Origin of the sequence: Lacinutrix jangbogonensis, assembly GCF_000797445.1 — a bacterium.
Taxonomy (GTDB): domain Bacteria; phylum Bacteroidota; class Bacteroidia; order Flavobacteriales; family Flavobacteriaceae; genus Lacinutrix; species Lacinutrix jangbogonensis.
Genome location: NZ_JSWF01000016.1, coordinates 37,387 through 53,353, shown reverse-complemented (window position 1 = coordinate 53,353; position 15,967 = coordinate 37,387). Strand labels below are relative to the sequence as shown.

General features: G+C 32.5%; 10 protein-coding genes. 1 reads left to right on the top strand and 9 read right to left on the bottom strand.

Annotated elements, in window-relative coordinates; genetic code table 11:
• The first annotated feature begins 1 nt into the window (after position 1).
• The gene (gene miaA / locus RH82_RS02785) at positions 2-919 is read left to right on the top strand and encodes a tRNA (adenosine(37)-N6)-dimethylallyltransferase MiaA (RefSeq protein WP_034057878.1); all 918 of its coding nucleotides are present in this window, start codon (positions 2-4) and stop codon (positions 917-919) included.
• Positions 920-960: 41 nt separating this feature from the next.
• On the opposite strand, the gene RH82_RS02780 is transcribed toward miaA, so the two are convergent.
• The 9 genes from RH82_RS02780 to recN all read right to left on the bottom strand — a co-directional run bounded on the left by RH82_RS02780 (position 961) and on the right by recN (position 15,962).
• A complete protein-coding gene (locus RH82_RS02780) occupies positions 961-1,668 on the bottom strand; it encodes a response regulator transcription factor (protein WP_034057877.1) in 708 nt (235 codons plus the stop codon).
• 4 nt (positions 1,669-1,672) lie between these two features.
• Entirely contained in the window at positions 1,673-3,235 is a 1,563-nt protein-coding gene (locus RH82_RS02775) for a sensor histidine kinase (RefSeq protein WP_034057876.1), read from the bottom strand.
• A 71-nt stretch (positions 3,236-3,306) separates the two neighbouring features.
• A complete protein-coding gene (gene coaE, locus RH82_RS02770) occupies positions 3,307-3,900 on the bottom strand; it encodes a dephospho-CoA kinase (RefSeq protein ID WP_034057874.1) in 594 nt (197 codons plus the stop codon).
• A complete protein-coding gene (locus RH82_RS02765; RefSeq protein ID WP_034057873.1) occupies positions 3,897-4,859 on the bottom strand; it encodes a YbbR-like domain-containing protein in 963 nt (320 codons plus the stop codon). Before RH82_RS02765 ends, coaE begins: the two co-directional genes overlap by 4 nt.
• Positions 4,859-5,866 carry a glycosyltransferase gene (locus tag RH82_RS02760; protein ID WP_034057872.1) on the bottom strand — a complete coding sequence of 336 codons (1,008 nt, stop codon included), beginning with the start codon at positions 5,864-5,866 and terminating at the stop codon, positions 4,859-4,861. Before RH82_RS02760 ends, RH82_RS02765 begins: the two co-directional genes overlap by 1 nt.
• A 296-nt stretch (positions 5,867-6,162) precedes the next feature.
• On the bottom strand, positions 6,163-8,994 hold the full coding sequence (locus RH82_RS02755) for a T9SS type A sorting domain-containing protein (RefSeq protein WP_034057870.1): 2,832 nt from the start codon (positions 8,992-8,994) through the stop codon (positions 6,163-6,165).
• Positions 8,995-9,832: 838 nt separating this feature from the next.
• Positions 9,833-13,180, bottom strand: a complete 3,348-nt coding sequence (locus tag RH82_RS02750) for a VCBS repeat-containing protein (protein ID WP_034057868.1) — start codon at positions 13,178-13,180, stop codon at positions 9,833-9,835.
• Between the two features lie 200 nt (positions 13,181-13,380).
• Positions 13,381-14,205 carry an enoyl-ACP reductase FabI gene (locus tag RH82_RS02745; protein ID WP_034057866.1) on the bottom strand — a complete coding sequence of 275 codons (825 nt, stop codon included), beginning with the start codon at positions 14,203-14,205 and terminating at the stop codon, positions 13,381-13,383.
• Positions 14,206-14,309: 104 nt separating this feature from the next.
• Positions 14,310-15,962 carry a DNA repair protein RecN gene (recN, locus tag RH82_RS02740; protein WP_034057864.1) on the bottom strand — a complete coding sequence of 551 codons (1,653 nt, stop codon included), beginning with the start codon at positions 15,960-15,962 and terminating at the stop codon, positions 14,310-14,312.
• Positions 15,963-15,967: the final 5 nt, after the last annotated feature.

Sequence of the window (15,967 nt, the reverse complement as noted above, 5' to 3'; positions counted from 1 at the left end):
ATTGAATTCTAAAAACAAATATCTAATTTCCATTGTTGGACCAACAGCTATTGGAAAAACAAGTTTAAGTATTAAACTTGCGCAACACTTTAATACCGAAATACTCTCAGCAGATTCTAGGCAGTTTTACAAAGAAATGCAAATTGGTACTGCTGCTCCAACGGTTGAAGAGTTATTGGAAGCAAAGCATCATTTTATTCATCATAAATCTATAGAAGACCCTTATAATGTTGGTACTTTTGAAAAAGAAGCGATAGCTACATTAGACACTTTATTTAAAGCACATGATATTGTTATTATGGTTGGTGGTTCTGGGCTTTATGTAGATGCTGTTTCAAAAGGACTTGATTATTTTCCTGAAGTAGACAAAAGTATCAGGGCACGTTTGAATCTAGAATTAGTCGAAAATGGTCTAGAAACACTTCAGTTACAGCTAAAAACATTAGATATTGAAGCTTATAGCACTATAGCTATAGAAAATCCACAACGTGTTATTCGTGCCTTAGAGATTTGTATTGGAAGCGGAAAGCCTTATTCTTCATTTTTAAATAAAGATAAAAACAAGCGTAACTTTAAAACGATAACTATTGGTTTAACAGCGGAAAGAGACATTATATACAATCGTATTAACAAACGTGTAGATATTATGCTTACTGAAGGACAGCTAGAAGAAGCACAATCTCTAGTAGATAAGCAACATCTAAACGCTTTAAATACTGTTGGCTACAAAGAACTCTTTAATTATTTTAAAGGTGAATGGACGCTTGGTTTTGCAATGGAAGAAATGAAAAAAAATTCACGCCGCTTTGCAAAACGACAATTAACGTGGTTTAAACGTAATAAAGAAACCTATTGGTTTGATTATTTAGCAGATATAAATAGTATTATTGAAACTATAGAAAAACAAAAAAGCTTGTAATTTAATTACAAGCTTTTTTAATATCGTACAGTATTATACTTTTAATCTGGTGTAACGACTAGTCTAAAGCCTTCACCATGAATATTTAGTATTTCTACTTTATCGTCTACTTTTAAATACTTACGTAGTTTTGCAATATATACGTCCATACTTCGAGAAGTAAAATAATTATCGTCTCTCCATATTTTTGTTAATGCTAATTCTCTAGGCATTAAATCGTTTTCATGTAAAGCTAATAAGCGTAATAATTCATTTTCTTTTGGAGACAGTTTTGTAGCATCACCACCTTTATAAGTAAGAAATCTCAATTTAGAATTAAGGTCGAAATTTCCAATTTTAAACTCAAATTGTTTACTATCTGCAACAGTATCTGTTGCCTTTCTTGCTATAATAGCTTTAATTTTCATTAAAAGCACTTCGCTATCAAAAGGTTTATTAAGATAATCGTCTGCCCCTACTTTATAACCTTTAAGCACATCTTCTTTCATTGCTTTTGCAGTAAGGAAGATAATTGGCACATCGGCATTTTTCTCTCTAATTTCTTTAGCCAGTGTAAATCCGTCTTTATAAGGCATCATAACATCTAAGATACAAAGGTCGTAATCGTCCTTTTTAAACTTTTCGAAGCCTTCCATACCATTTTTTGCATGGACTACTGCATAGTCATTCATCATTAAATAATCTTTTAATACGGTTCCAAAATTTGGATCGTCCTCTACTAATAATATTTTCTTTTCTTGTTCGTCCATAATGTTATGATATTAACGGAAGTTTTATAGTAAAAGTACTTCCTTTTTCTTTTTCACTCGTTACTGATATGTGACCACTGTGGTCTTCTATAATTCTCTTTACATAAGCTAAACCTAAACCATGGCCTTTTACGTTATGTATATTTCCTGTATGTTCTCTATAAAATTTTTCAAACACACGTTTTACTGCGGCTTTACTCATTCCGCTACCTTCGTCTTTTATATTAACCAGAATATTATTTCCAACATTTACTGTTTCTATAGTAATTTCTGGAGCCTCTGGTGAATATTTAACAGCATTGTCTAAAATATTTACCAATACATTAATAAAATGCGTTTCATTCGCTAGTACAGAAGATTTGGTTGCTTTAAGGTCCGTTTCTATATGTCCTTGTCTATCTTCTACAATTAATTCTATATGAGAGATAGCGTCTTGTATTAAGTCGTGTAAATCGATACCTTCCTTACTAATGTTTAATTCGTTTTTTTCAAGTTTAGATATTCTTAATACATTTTCTACTTGCGCATGCATACGTTTATTTTCTTCACGTATCATTTGTAAATAGCGTTTCACCTTCTCTTTATCGTCTATTACTTTAGGATTTTTAATAGAATCTAAAGCTAAATTTATAGTTGCAATTGGTGTTTTAAACTCATGCGTCATGTTATTTATAAAATCAGTTTTGATTTCTGCAATCTGACGTTGCTTAATAATTTGTGATAAAGCTGTTACAAAAGCAATAAATATTATTGATGTAAACAAAATAGATAAGCCCAACATACCAATTACAGAAGACCAAATAAATTTATCGCGTTCTGGAAAATTAACTAACAAACGGTAATTATTTGTTCCATTGTCATCAGAAAAAATAGGCACTTCCATTGTGACTTGATTTTCCAACTCAAAATTATCTGTTTGCACTTTTGTTGCCAAATCGTTACTGTAAATAGCAAACTCATAATCAATGCCAATATCAAACTGTAATAATTTAAGATTAAGCAATCTGTCGATTTTTTCTTTTGAAGTTCGCTTATGTAATGGTCTTCTATGGGCAAAGTTTTTATAATGTGTTTCAAACATTATTTTTTCGGTTTTACCATATTCGCTAAAGACATCATTGTTATTAACATTACCATCGATCTCACTAGTCTTGTAGACTTTGGTCTCGCTTTCACTAATAACTTTTTTTATACTTGTAGTATCTAAACCTATGTCAAAGAGCGCAGAAGATAATTTATAATTTTCTTCTAATATTCCGTTTCTATAAACGAGTGTTTCGTTTTTAGCTTGATTATCTTGTTTAATATAAAGATTAATAATGGCTGTTGTATCCTTATCTACCTCAACACCTTGATCTATTAATCGTCTTACTTTATAAATATGATCTCTTAGTTCTTCGTTTTCAATATTTTTTGTAACCTGTATTAATGCTTGTTTAACATTAAAATTGAAATTATCTTCTTTGTTACTTATTGAATTAGAAATGTAATAGCCTTGTACAAATATGATCCCTATAAGAGACAAGCTCATTAGGATTGCTAGTACAAAAAACACTTTCTTACTCATCCATTCAAAATTAATATTTTAACATTTAGTAAGCCTAGCATTTAACCTTACATTAACAGAAATGTTAAAATTTAAGATTTTATGATATTATTTAAGAGTTTTTGATGTGTTTTTAACACCTCTTGTTGTGTAGATTCAAGATTGGTATTTACAATTACAAAGTCCGAAAGGCTAGCTTTAAGCTCATCTTTCCATTGGTTAGCAATAATTGCCTTCACCTTTTCTAGGCTGGCATTATCACGCTTTATTACACGTGCAATACGTGTTTTTTCTGGAGCAGTAACCGTAATTATATAATCGTAATTTTTATAGCTTCCGTTTTCAAAAAGAATAGCTGCTTCTTTTATAACGTAGGTTGCTTCTTGTTTGTTTTTCCATTTTATAAAATGCTTCCCAACTTTTGGGTGTACAATGGCATTCATTTTTTCTAATAAACCTTTATCATTAAAAATAGCTTTTGCTAAGTAAGGTCTATTTAATTTATTGTCTTTGTAAGCAACTTCTCCAAAAAGAGCTATAAGTTTTCGTTTAAGAACTTTTGATGTATTCATTAGCCTTTTAGCTTCATCATCCGCAATGTATATAGGTATTCCTAATGCTTCGAATGCTCTAGCAACTGTGGTTTTACCACTACCTATTCCTCCTGTAAGTCCTACGGTTATCATTCTGAAATTATATATTCAATTTTTTGTTCGTGCAAGCGAGAGGTTTTAATCGCTTTTGAAGATTTTACCAATTTTGGTGTTAAATAAGACAATTTATTAGTGTGCTCGTTAAAATCGCAAACCACTTCAAAATCATTAATAGTGATAGTGTTATAACTCTCTAAACTTGTGTAATAGGATAAATTAATAGTTTTTGGAAAATAATTAACCTCAATATTATTTGGAACATTAATTATATTTACTGGTAAACTAAGGGTTCCTTCGGTAAATTTCTCTGCATTTATATTGATACCAACTGTTTTTGTTTTTACATTTATTTGAGAATCTATAGCCTCTAATTTTAAAGCTAGCTGTGCACTAAAAGGTTTATTAACGTCGTTTTTGATTAGCATTTCTGTTTCAATAACTTCTAATTTAGAGAGCAGAGATTCTGGCCCAATGACTTTTACAGAATCTGGTACAGCAACAATAGCATTTAAAACATTGTATCCTGGACTATAATTAATCTCCAGGTTTGGTTTAACAGGTATCATTTTTACAGCATTAATATCTACTTTAAATAAAAGCGTGTCTGGGTTAATAGTTTTTACAACAATAGCTTTGTTAAACTGCTCATTAATTCCAGCAAAACCTCTAGATAATGACCAGACGTAAAGTGAATTGGATTTTTTTACGTCATTTTTAAAATCGATTGCTACAGATGGTGTGTTAATATAGTATTTCACCCACTCGAAACCATCGGTAGTCATGGTAAGTTTTAATGTGTTGGACGCGTCGTTAAGCACTATCATTTCATCTGGAATATTTTTTAACGCGACATTAAACTTAACAGTGTTTGTATAACTTGCCGAAAGTCTTGATAATATCAGAATAAAAAATGCAAGAATAAAGAAGATTAAAAACACATTAAGCTTTCTACTCCTTACAACGTTTTTAAATTTACTTGTAACCTCGGACATTATTTAGATTTAAAAAATAATTTTGGAAATTGAATTTCTGGATTTCGATTTAAAAGACCTATAAAAAAAGTAGCTTTTAAAAAGCCTATACCGTAACCAAAAAACTGTATTGTTATTGCTATTACAGATTGAAATGCGACTACACTATTTTTTGTTTGAAACAGTGCAACACTAAATACCAATACATAATACCCTAATATAAGATATAATGGTAGCATAATATTAATAAAAGCGACTAAAATTGAAAGTATTAAACCCAGCACAAATACAGTAGGAAACCAATAGGTTACTTTTTTTGTCGCCGGATGCCATTGGTTAAGAATTGGCCTTACCATTCCAAACTTATTGACTTGCGTATAAAACTTAGTCCAAGAAATTCTACGTTTATGATACACATAAGCCGTTTCAAAAAAAGCGGTATCAAAACCCAAATTCCATAAACGTATAGATAGATCTGGATCTTCTCCTGGATGAATGCGACCAAAACCTTGTGTGGTTTCAAATGCTTTTTTAGATAAACCCATATTAAAACTTCTAGGCTGAAATTTATCGACGCTATTTTTATTACCTCTTATACCTCCCGTTGTAATAAAAGAAGTCATACTAAAATTAATGGCCTTTTGAAGGTTTGAAAAGGAAGTATGAGCAGCATCTGGTCCTCCAAAACAGTCTACATATTTAGTGTTTAAATTTTTTTCTACTGCGTTTAAATACTGTTTAGGCAGAATACAATCACTATCAAGAATTATAAAATAATTACCATGTGCCTTTTGCATACCATAGTTTCTAGAATCTCCAGGCCCTGAATTTTCTTTAAAGTGATATGAAATATTTAATTGCGATTTATAGTTGTTTACAATAGACTCTGAAGATAAAGTAGAACCATCCTCAACAATAACAATTTCATAATCTATTGTAGATTCTAGTTTAGCAAAGCTTTGTAAAAGCTCTTCTATCTCGTTAGGACGATTGTAAACAGGAATAATAAATGAAAACGATAATTGCATAACACAAATGTACAGTAATACCTATTGAACTTCAAAATAACGGAATGCAATTGTACGTATCAAAATTGAAATTTTTAAAAGTGCTTCGTTTTTTTTAACAACTATTCGGTTTTTACTAAAGTAAAAAATATACGGTTCTTTAACTAAAGAAAGGAACACCTATATAAAACTTTAAAACTTGTATAAGTTTTTAGCTAGGTTAGAATTTACTCCATAAAAAAAGCCACTCTTTTCAGAGTGGCTTTTAAACTATTTATGTAATACTAAATTTTAGCAAAACATTGTATAAGTAATTATTAGTTTTTAATAACTCTTACTGTTTCTACTGCTGTTCCAACTGTTACTTGTACAAAGTAAGGACCAGATTGTAAGTTAGACATATCAACAGCGTTAGATACTGCATTTGGAGCAGTTCTAATAACTTCTTGACCTAACATGTTAAATACAGCTACATTAGTTATCGCTTGTTGCGCATTTAATGTTAATGTATTTTTTACTGGGTTTGGATAGTAAGAAAAAGCTAAACCATTACTAAAATCTGAAGTAGATAAAGTCGTAGTATCTTCTACTTTTAAAGTACTAGATCCTGGTGCTTTAGTTACTGTTCCATCGTCTGTAACAGAGATATAATAAGTAGCTCCACCTGTAAGACCTATGTTAGTAGACATATTACAGCTCACCTCATCTGCTGTAGTACAGCCAGAGAATAATGCATATTGAATACCAGCTGGAACTGTAATAGTTATTTCACCAGTTCCTCCAGCTCCTGTAGTAGGTACTACGAAAGAATACCATAAATCTGAAACTGTACCAGAATAACAAGATACTTGTCCAGAATCTGAAGCTCCTGTGTTATCGAAAGCTGTATCTGTTCCAAGAACTAGAGCTGTAGCTGCGCCACAATCATCGTTTGCTGGTGGTGCAGGAGTAACAGTTAATGCAATAGAATAATTACCTGAACCTGTATTATGTCCATCTACATAAAAATAATAGTCTACTGGTGTTGCACCTGTTGCTGTACTAGTAAAGCAAATAAAACCATCTGATCCAGGTGAAGAATCGTCATCACCACCAACACATACTAAACTACCACAAACACCTGAGAAAACTTGTATTTCTGAATCATAATCAGAATTTACTAAATCAACAGTTATTTGTTCTGCAGCAGCAGAGGTATAAGTGTACCATACACCGGCACCAAAATTAATGGTACCTGTTCCACCACCACAGTCACCTCCACCAGAACATGGTGTTAATGCTTCCACATTAGTGGCATAAGTAGAGTCTCCCATTAAAACATCGCCATCGTTAATTGTAATTGCATCTGCACAAGCATCATTTGCAGGAGGAACTCCTGTTGTTGTAAAAGAAATTGGTCCTTGAAGTGTTGTTCCTGTACCACCACAAGATCCCATTACATAAATATCATAACCTGTCAAAGGATCTAAACCTGTAACAGCCTGTGGAGATGTAGCAGCAGCATTAGTGTAAACTGGACTATTCATTCCAACAGCACTCTCTCCTGTTAAATACACTTCTACTAAAACACTATCGTTTCCTGTTCCAGCAGTGTATACAACATCTACCGTAGCAGCTGTAATATTATCTGCACTAACTCCAGAAACATCTGTACAACTTGCTGTTGTAGTAAATGATATAGGTCCAACTAAACCACTATTTGGAGTTGCACCACTACATGATGTTGTAATATAAGCATCGTATGCAATAGTTCCTGATAATCCAGTAGCTGTTAACGTAGTACCAGTTACAGCAGCATCACTAAACACAGCACTATTCATATTTGCAGCACTTTCTCCTGCTAAATATACTTCTACATAATAAGTTAATGCTTGTGTACCTATTTCTGTCCAAGATAAATCTGCACTTACATCTAAAATGTTTGCTACTGCAAAATTTGTAGCATCTGGACACGTAGGAGGCGCGAAAGCACACATGTTAAAATCTCCAGGTCCATTATCGTTACTACTATCCCAAGCTCTAATATATAAAGTCTCTCCAGGAGTTCTTCCTGTAAGTGCCATTTCGAAACCAGAAGGATCGTTTCCATTTGTAGCAGAACATTGAACACTTGTTAATGCTGTACAATCTGAACCTTCGTATACCTCATACCATAAATATGAACAACAATCTGGTGATGCATCTCCAGAAATAGTTACATTTCCTGAAGCAGGAACAACTAAACTAAACCAAATATCTCCACCATTAAAACTAGTACAAGTTGCAGCAGGAGTTGATGGGTCTAAATCTGAATTTGTAGATGCTGTACTATTACCAACTGCCATTGCTGCACAAACTCCGTTTGTACCTACTGTAATTGGTATAGCTCCTGAACAAATATCTTCTACTGGAGGAGCAGTAGCTGTAAAGCTAAAAGGTCCAGCCCAAGTACTTAACCCAACAGCATCGCAATTAGATTGTACATAAAAATCGTAACTACTACCAGCTGTTAAAGCTGTAGCTGTATCTGTTATCACTCCTACTGCTGTAGTTCCACTAGAAACAGGTGTATTAGTAATAACTGCTGGATCTTCACCACTTGTCATTACTGCCCAATTATAACCAACAGTAGCACTTGCTTCAACATTCCAAGCTACAGTTGCTGTTACATCTCCAGAAAGAGTTGTAGCGACTAAACCAGTAGCTTCTTGACACAAAGGTGCTGGTGTAAAGGTTAAAGACCAATCAAAAGAATTTCCAGCTGTCCATCTGTCATCCCACTCAATGTAGTAAGTAGTAGCACCTGTTACAGCAACACCTGTAAGTTCTGCTGCATAATTGTTCCCTGTTCCATCTGTAGCAAAAGCACAATTATCATCGGTACTTGCTATAGATGGACCTGCACAATCAGTGTGAACGAACAATCTTGTATCTGCTCCACCTAAGCAAGAAGAAATATCAATAGTTCCATCTCCTGCAGGAGTGTAAGAAAACCAAGCTGCATTGTAAACACCAGCTCCACCTCCTATACCACTAGAAGTAGCAACAGTAATTGCAGTAGCAGTAAATGCACCGGGTGTTATAACTGTTGCCGTAGCACAGTCGTCTTGAGCATAACTCTGCAATGAAAATGCGAGCATGGCAAATAAAATAAATGTAATTTTTTTCATTTTAAATTGTTTTAGTTATAAGTTAATAATATGCTAAATATAATAATATATTGTGTAACTTATTGTAAAGTATTAAAAATAAATAGAAGTTTATTGAGAGTATTGAAGTTCTTGGACATTAACTTCTGGGTCGAAGCCACTATAAACTATGAAGTCCAAGGTTTTTATAACTGAATAAATTTAATTGCGCAGCATCTTATTTACTTACCTCAAGAATAAGATTACTACTATTATTATCTAATTTTCGATGATGTTACAGGTATTTGATGTAATAAGCAAACATTCATTTTACCTTTTCATCATTAATATTACCTCTACTCAAACATCCAAATACTTTTGCACAAAAATACTTACACCAATACTTTTACGCAAAACGGTAAACTCTTTTTGAATCTTTTTTGATGTTCTTACTTTTAAGTCTTTAATGATTGTGCTTTTAAATCTTGTAGTTAGCGATACTCAATAGGCATCAATAAATGTGTTTTTGTTAAACAACTCCTTTTAAGATAATAATAATAATAATAATAATCACAAATCTCAATTAAAAGTGTTCTGTATCGTTTTTGAATATCTTCTTTTAGAACTGAATTGCGTTATTTGGTACTCCAATCTATATAAACTGTTATTCTTGAAACGGTATGACTCTTTACGCTTTGAATTGTCAAACTAAAAAGACAGGCGTTTTAAGAAGCGAAATGAACTAAAGTGCATGGTTATAACTACTTTTTAGGCTAATAAAAAGAAACAAAGCCTAACAAAATGCATAAGGAATAAGGAATAAGAGTTTTGTGATAAAAAAAAGTTAAGCGTAATAAACCTAGTCTACCACATTTAAAATTTAATCTTTTATTTCAAAAAATTGAACACGCTCTCTATTATTACTAACCATAAGGTGTTTCTTACCTTTTATTATTATAGTTTTAATATCTCGAGCATCTTTGTCATTAAACAGGCCAGATTGTTTTAGATTAATTGTTTTTAAAGCACTGTTAAAAACAGCACCTGTATGCGCATCATAACGACCCGTTTCTACTTCTACTGGATAGTGATTTCCTACGGTTATAATTTCGTCTAATCCATCGTTATTTATATCGTAAACTAAAATGCTATTTGTAGGCGCTACTTGTGTTTTATTAGGTAATGATTTGTATTCGAAACGCGTTCCTGTATTTTTTAAGTAGGCACTTTTAAAATATGTAGCTTGATGTTTTATAGCGTTACTAGTGTTGAAATTATTATAAATCTCTTCAAAAGTTTGTCTTCCAAATTCTGAGTATGAATTTACATTATATTTAATACTTGGTATTTGTTCGGCAGAACATTGTAATCCTCTTACAGGATACAGCTCATTATTATTATAATATCCTAATGCAATATCGTTTGTCCCATTCCCATCGAAATCTTTTGCCATGACAACAAACGGTTGCTCCTTGGTAGCCTTATGCTTAGTGTTTGTTCCTAAATTACCCACTAATAAATCTATTTTTCCATCTTTATCAATATCTGATGCAGTAATAGTATTCCACCATCCTACATTTTCTTTCGTTCCATACGCTTCACTTTTATTTGAGAATATGCCATTTTTGTTTAAATACACTTCAATAGCCATCCAATGGCCAACTACTATTAAATCTTTTTGGTCATCATTATTTATATCAACAAAAATAGCATCTTTAACCATACCTATGTTAATTAAGCCTTCTGCTCTACCTATAATTTCATTTTTATAAACGCCGTTATTATTTATTAAGAGTTGACTGTCTCCTGCTTTAGGATATTGGCCTGGCACTTGAAAGCCACCAATAAAAAGATCAAGATCGCCATCGTTATCGATATCATTCGCGATAACACAACTCCCACTTGCATTAACGGTAGGAATAACGCCTTTAGTTTTAGAAAACTGTCCGTTACCATTATTTACGTAGAGTCTATCATGCAATAAAGGGTTTTTTAATTCATACTCATTACTACCGCTAACTACGTATAGATCTTGGTCTCCATCGTTATCATAATCGAAAAACAAAACACCAATATCTTCACTCATTTTGTCTTTTTCAAAAGTGCCTTGTTTTGATTTTTTAAATTTACCTTTAGTATTTTGAATATATAAAACACCTGCGAAGCCAACTCCATTTCCTTGGTAATAATCATCTAATCCATCACCATTTACATCGGCAACAGCAATAAACGGTCCTTCTTGCGACAATTTATGAGGTAATAAAATTTCGTTTATATAATCGTCAAAATCTTCTTCTTTGTGTTTTTCTGAAACACCAATATTATTAGTAATATTAGTAAACAATGTCGTGTTAGCTTCTTTTTTGTTATTGTAGTTAACACCACCTTTGGCGGTTAGCTTATGGATTGTATTAATTTCTAAAGCCGTATATAGTTTTGTGCCATCTGAAGGCCAATGTATTACAATAGAATCTACTTTTTTAGCATTTCCAATACCAAAATGCACTCTTGAATCTGAATGCGATTGAAACCCACTTGTATTACCTAATTCCCAAAACTGTTCTTTACCATTGTCTAAAATGGATATTTTTGCTCCATAATAATTTTGAGACTTATTTTTAAGGTCTAAGGTAATATAGTTATTCTCTTCGCTGTTGTTTTTATATAAAACGGCTTTCTCTTCTAGATTATTTAATATTAAATCAAGATCGCCATCATTGTCTAAATCGGCATACGCTGCTCCATTTGTATTTAAAACAGCATCTTTTAGTCCCCATTCTAATGTATTATCTTTAAAAGTAAGATCACCATTATTACTAAAAATATAATTATACGTTTTAGAAACTGGTATTTCGTTTTGAAACACACCAAATATTTTAGCATGTTCTACGCCATTTTTTTCAACTTTTGAAATAAAATCTTTGTTCATTACATCTCTTTTGTTACCGTTTGAAACAAAAAGATCTTTATAGCCATCATTATCAAAATCTGCAAAGAGCGCACTCCAAGACCAATCTGTTTCTGCAACATTTGCCATCCAAGCTATTTCACTAAAAGTTCCATTTCCATTATTAAGTTGTAAACTATTGTGCATATCTTGATAATGTAATTTAGCCTCTACATACCCATGATAAAGTTTAGGGTTCATACCTGCCATATTTACTTTTTTAGAGTAATTATCATTACCTAGCATTTCAGAATTAAAAATATCTACGAGTCCATCATTATTAATGTCTGCAATATCAAGTCCCATACTAAATTTAGACATATGTTTTACGGCACTTAATAATTCATTTTTAAACGTACCGTTTTTTTGATTTATTAAGATATGATCTGGTTTTGAATAATCATTTGCTATATACAAATCTTGCCAACCATCATTATTAAGGTCTGCAGACATTACTCCTAAACTATGAGACACATTTTGAAGCCCTAAAGATTTTGTAATATCTATAAATTTACCTTTTCTGTTTTCATAGAGTTTGTCACTATCACTATATGTAGCACCTTTGTCGACGTATGATAATTTTCCAGTAGAAACAGATTGTTTAAAAGAGGCATGTTTTAAAGGATGGTTTATAAAATAAACGTCTAAATCTCCATCATTATCTTTGTCAAAAAAACAAGCCTGTGTTGATCTAGATTGGTCTGTAAAACCATACTCCTTAGCGCTTTCTGTAAATGTTAAGTCTCCATTATTAATAAACAATAGATTTGTGAGTTTACTTTTTTCGGTACCTTTAAACCATCCAGATCGTGAAATAAATATATCTTGAAAGCCATCATTATTTATATCAATAACATTGACTCCTGTACACCAGTCTTGCGTGTTAGAGTTTATACCTGCTGTAGTAGTAATATCTTCAAATTTAAAATTCCCTTTGTTTAAATAAAGCGTATTAAGCGCCATATTTGCTGTAAAAACAATATCTAAAAGTCCATCGTTATTAAAATCGGCTGTAGCAACACCTCCTCCATTGTAGAAATACTCGTAATTGTAATAGTTAAAATCCTTGTTTTCTTTATTATAATTAATAAAATTAATTCCTGATTCTGTAGCGACTACCTGACTAAATAGAGGTTTTTTTAATGCTGCGGTTTTTACTAAACGCTTTGTAGTGCTATTGTCGTTATTAGTTTCTTCTTTTTGTTTACACGAAATGGTACAAAAAAAAGTTAAAATAATAACTACAAAAGAGATACGAGTTAAAGATATATTGAGTTTCATTTAGTATACAATAAGTGTTAGATTATTTGTAACGCTCTTAATTAATTTAATTAATGTTGAAATATATCAAAATTGTTTTAAACATGTTTACTATATATTATAAATATTTAAGGAATGGTTTTTCCCAAATGATATTTTACCCATAAAAAAAGCCACTCTAAAATAGAGTGGCTTTTAATGTCAATTATTTTTATAATGTTTTATTTTTCTTCTCCTGCGACAAAAGCCTCCATAACCGCCTCGCTTACTCCCATGTTACTAAAACCACCATCGTTATATAGGTTTTGTAGGGTTACACGTTTGGTTAAATCGCTAAACATTGATACTGTGTAGTTTGCGCAGTCTAGTGCTGTTGCGTTTCCTAAAGGTGACATTTTTTCTGCGTACGCTAAAAAACCATCAAAACCTTTAACGCCACTTCCTGCGGTGGTTGGTGTTGGAGATTGCGAAATGGTATTAACTCTTACTTTTTTATCTCTCCCAAAGAAATAGCCAAAACTACGTGCAACACTTTCGAGATAAGCTTTATTATCTGCCATATCATTATAATCTGGAAATACGCGTTGTGCTGCCATATAGGTTAAGGCCACTATGCTTCCCCATTCGTTCATGGCATCTTGCTTATACAAGGTTTGCATTACTTTATGAAAAGATACGGCAGAAATATCTGTTCCTTTTTGGGTCCATGCATAATTTTGGTCTGTGTATACGTTTCCTTTTCTTACGTTAATAGACATACCAATAGAATGCAAAACGAAATCTATTTTACCACCTAAAATTTCCATAGATTGGGTTACTAGATTTTCTATGTCTTCCTCACTTGTGGCATCGGCTGGAATAATTTGCGAGCCTGTTTTTTTTGCTAATTCGCTAATTTGTCCCATGCGCATAGCAACTGGTGCATTTGTTAATACAAAAGTGCCGCCCTCTTCATGCACACGTTCGGCAGTTTTCCAGGCGATAGAGTTTGAGTCTAAGGCTCCAAATATGATTCCTTTTTTTCCTTTTAATAAATTGTATGACATGTTGTTAGTTGTTTGGCTGGTTGTTGTTTAGTTGTCTGGGTTCTGTGATTCAAAGATAATATAAATAAAAAGAGGTTTCGACTGCGCTCAACCAAACAGGAAGTTTAATTTAATAATTCTTTAGCGTGCGCTAATGCAGAGTTTGAAACTTCTACTCCACCAAGCATTTGTGCTATTTCTACAATACGCTCGTCATGATTAAGTTTTACAAGGTTTGTAGTAGTTACCTCATTTACATCCTCTTTGTAGACTTTAAAATGCGTATGCCCTTTGGCTGCTATTTGTGGCAAATGCGTGATACTAAACACCTGCATTGTTGTGCTCATTCCTGCCATAATATCTGCCATTTTATTAGAAATTTCTCCTGAAACTCCAGTATCTATTTCATCGAACATAATAGTTGGCAACTTTATATATTGCGTTAAAATTGATTTTATCGCTAACATTATCCGAGATAATTCTCCTCCGGAAGCTGCTTTTTTTAAGGCTTTAAAATCGCCTCCTTTATTAGCAGAAAACAGAAAGCTTAAGACTTCTTTTCCGTTTGAATAGTACGTGTCGCTTAACTGCAACTCTATATTAAACTGCGCATTTGGCATTCCTAATTGTACCAAAATGCTTTCTAATTTAACTTTTAATCCTGGAATTGCTTTTTTCCTTTTATTATAAATCACTAAAGCTATAGCATCAAGATCTTGCTTTACTTTTGTTATTTCTACTTTCTTTTTCTCTATATCTGCATCTACGCTTTCTGTAGCTAGCACTTTGTCTGCCAGTTGATTTTCAATAGAAATCAAAGCGCTTATTGAAGTCACCACATGTTTTTGAAACAAGTTATTAATAAGTGCTAGCCTTCCGTTTACCTCTGCTAATCTATTAGGATCTGCTTCTAAGTCTTCTTGAAAGTGTTCCAGAGCACTAAACACATCGTCCAACTCGATTAAGCTACTACTAGCACGATTGTAAAGGTCTTGGTATGTAATCGAAATTTCGGCTAATTGTTTAAGTGTGTTTTTTAAAGCCGTTAAGTTTGCTAAAACACCTACTTGCTCATCACTAAATAATTGATTTGAAGCTGTTAGTTTTTCTTCAATAGCATCGATATTACTTAATGTTACAAGTTCGGCTTCTAAAGCTTGAAGTTCTTCTTTTTTTAGATTGGCATCGGTTAATTCATTTAACAGAAACGAATTGTAATCGTGTACTTTTTTAGCTTCGGTTTGAAAAGCAATTAACTGTTCGAGCTCTTTATTGAGCACTCTATAATCTATACGTTTATGTGCGTATTTCTCTATATGTAAATGTGTATGTGCTAAAGCGTCTATTACCTGAAACTGAAAGGCATCGTCCACCAACTGCAGCGTTTCGTTTTGAGAGTGTATGTCTACTAATTTCTCACCTAATAGCTGTAAACTAGAAAGTTTTACTGGCGAATCGTTTACAAAGGCTCTCGATTTTCCACTTGGCAAAATCTCACGACGAATTATAGTATGAGGTTCAAAATCTAAATCTTCAACCTTAAAAAGGTTTTCTAGCTTATAATTGGTGATATCAAAATTAGCTTCTATAATGCATTTGGTTTCAGTATTACGAATACTGCTTAAATCTGCACGTTTTCCTAATATTAAAGACAATCCGCCTAATAGAATAGATTTCCCTGCACCAGTTTCACCTGTTATTATTGTGAATCCATTATTAAAATCGACTTGTAGATGGTCGATTAATGCATAGTTTTTAATGGATAACGAAGTTAGCATATTGG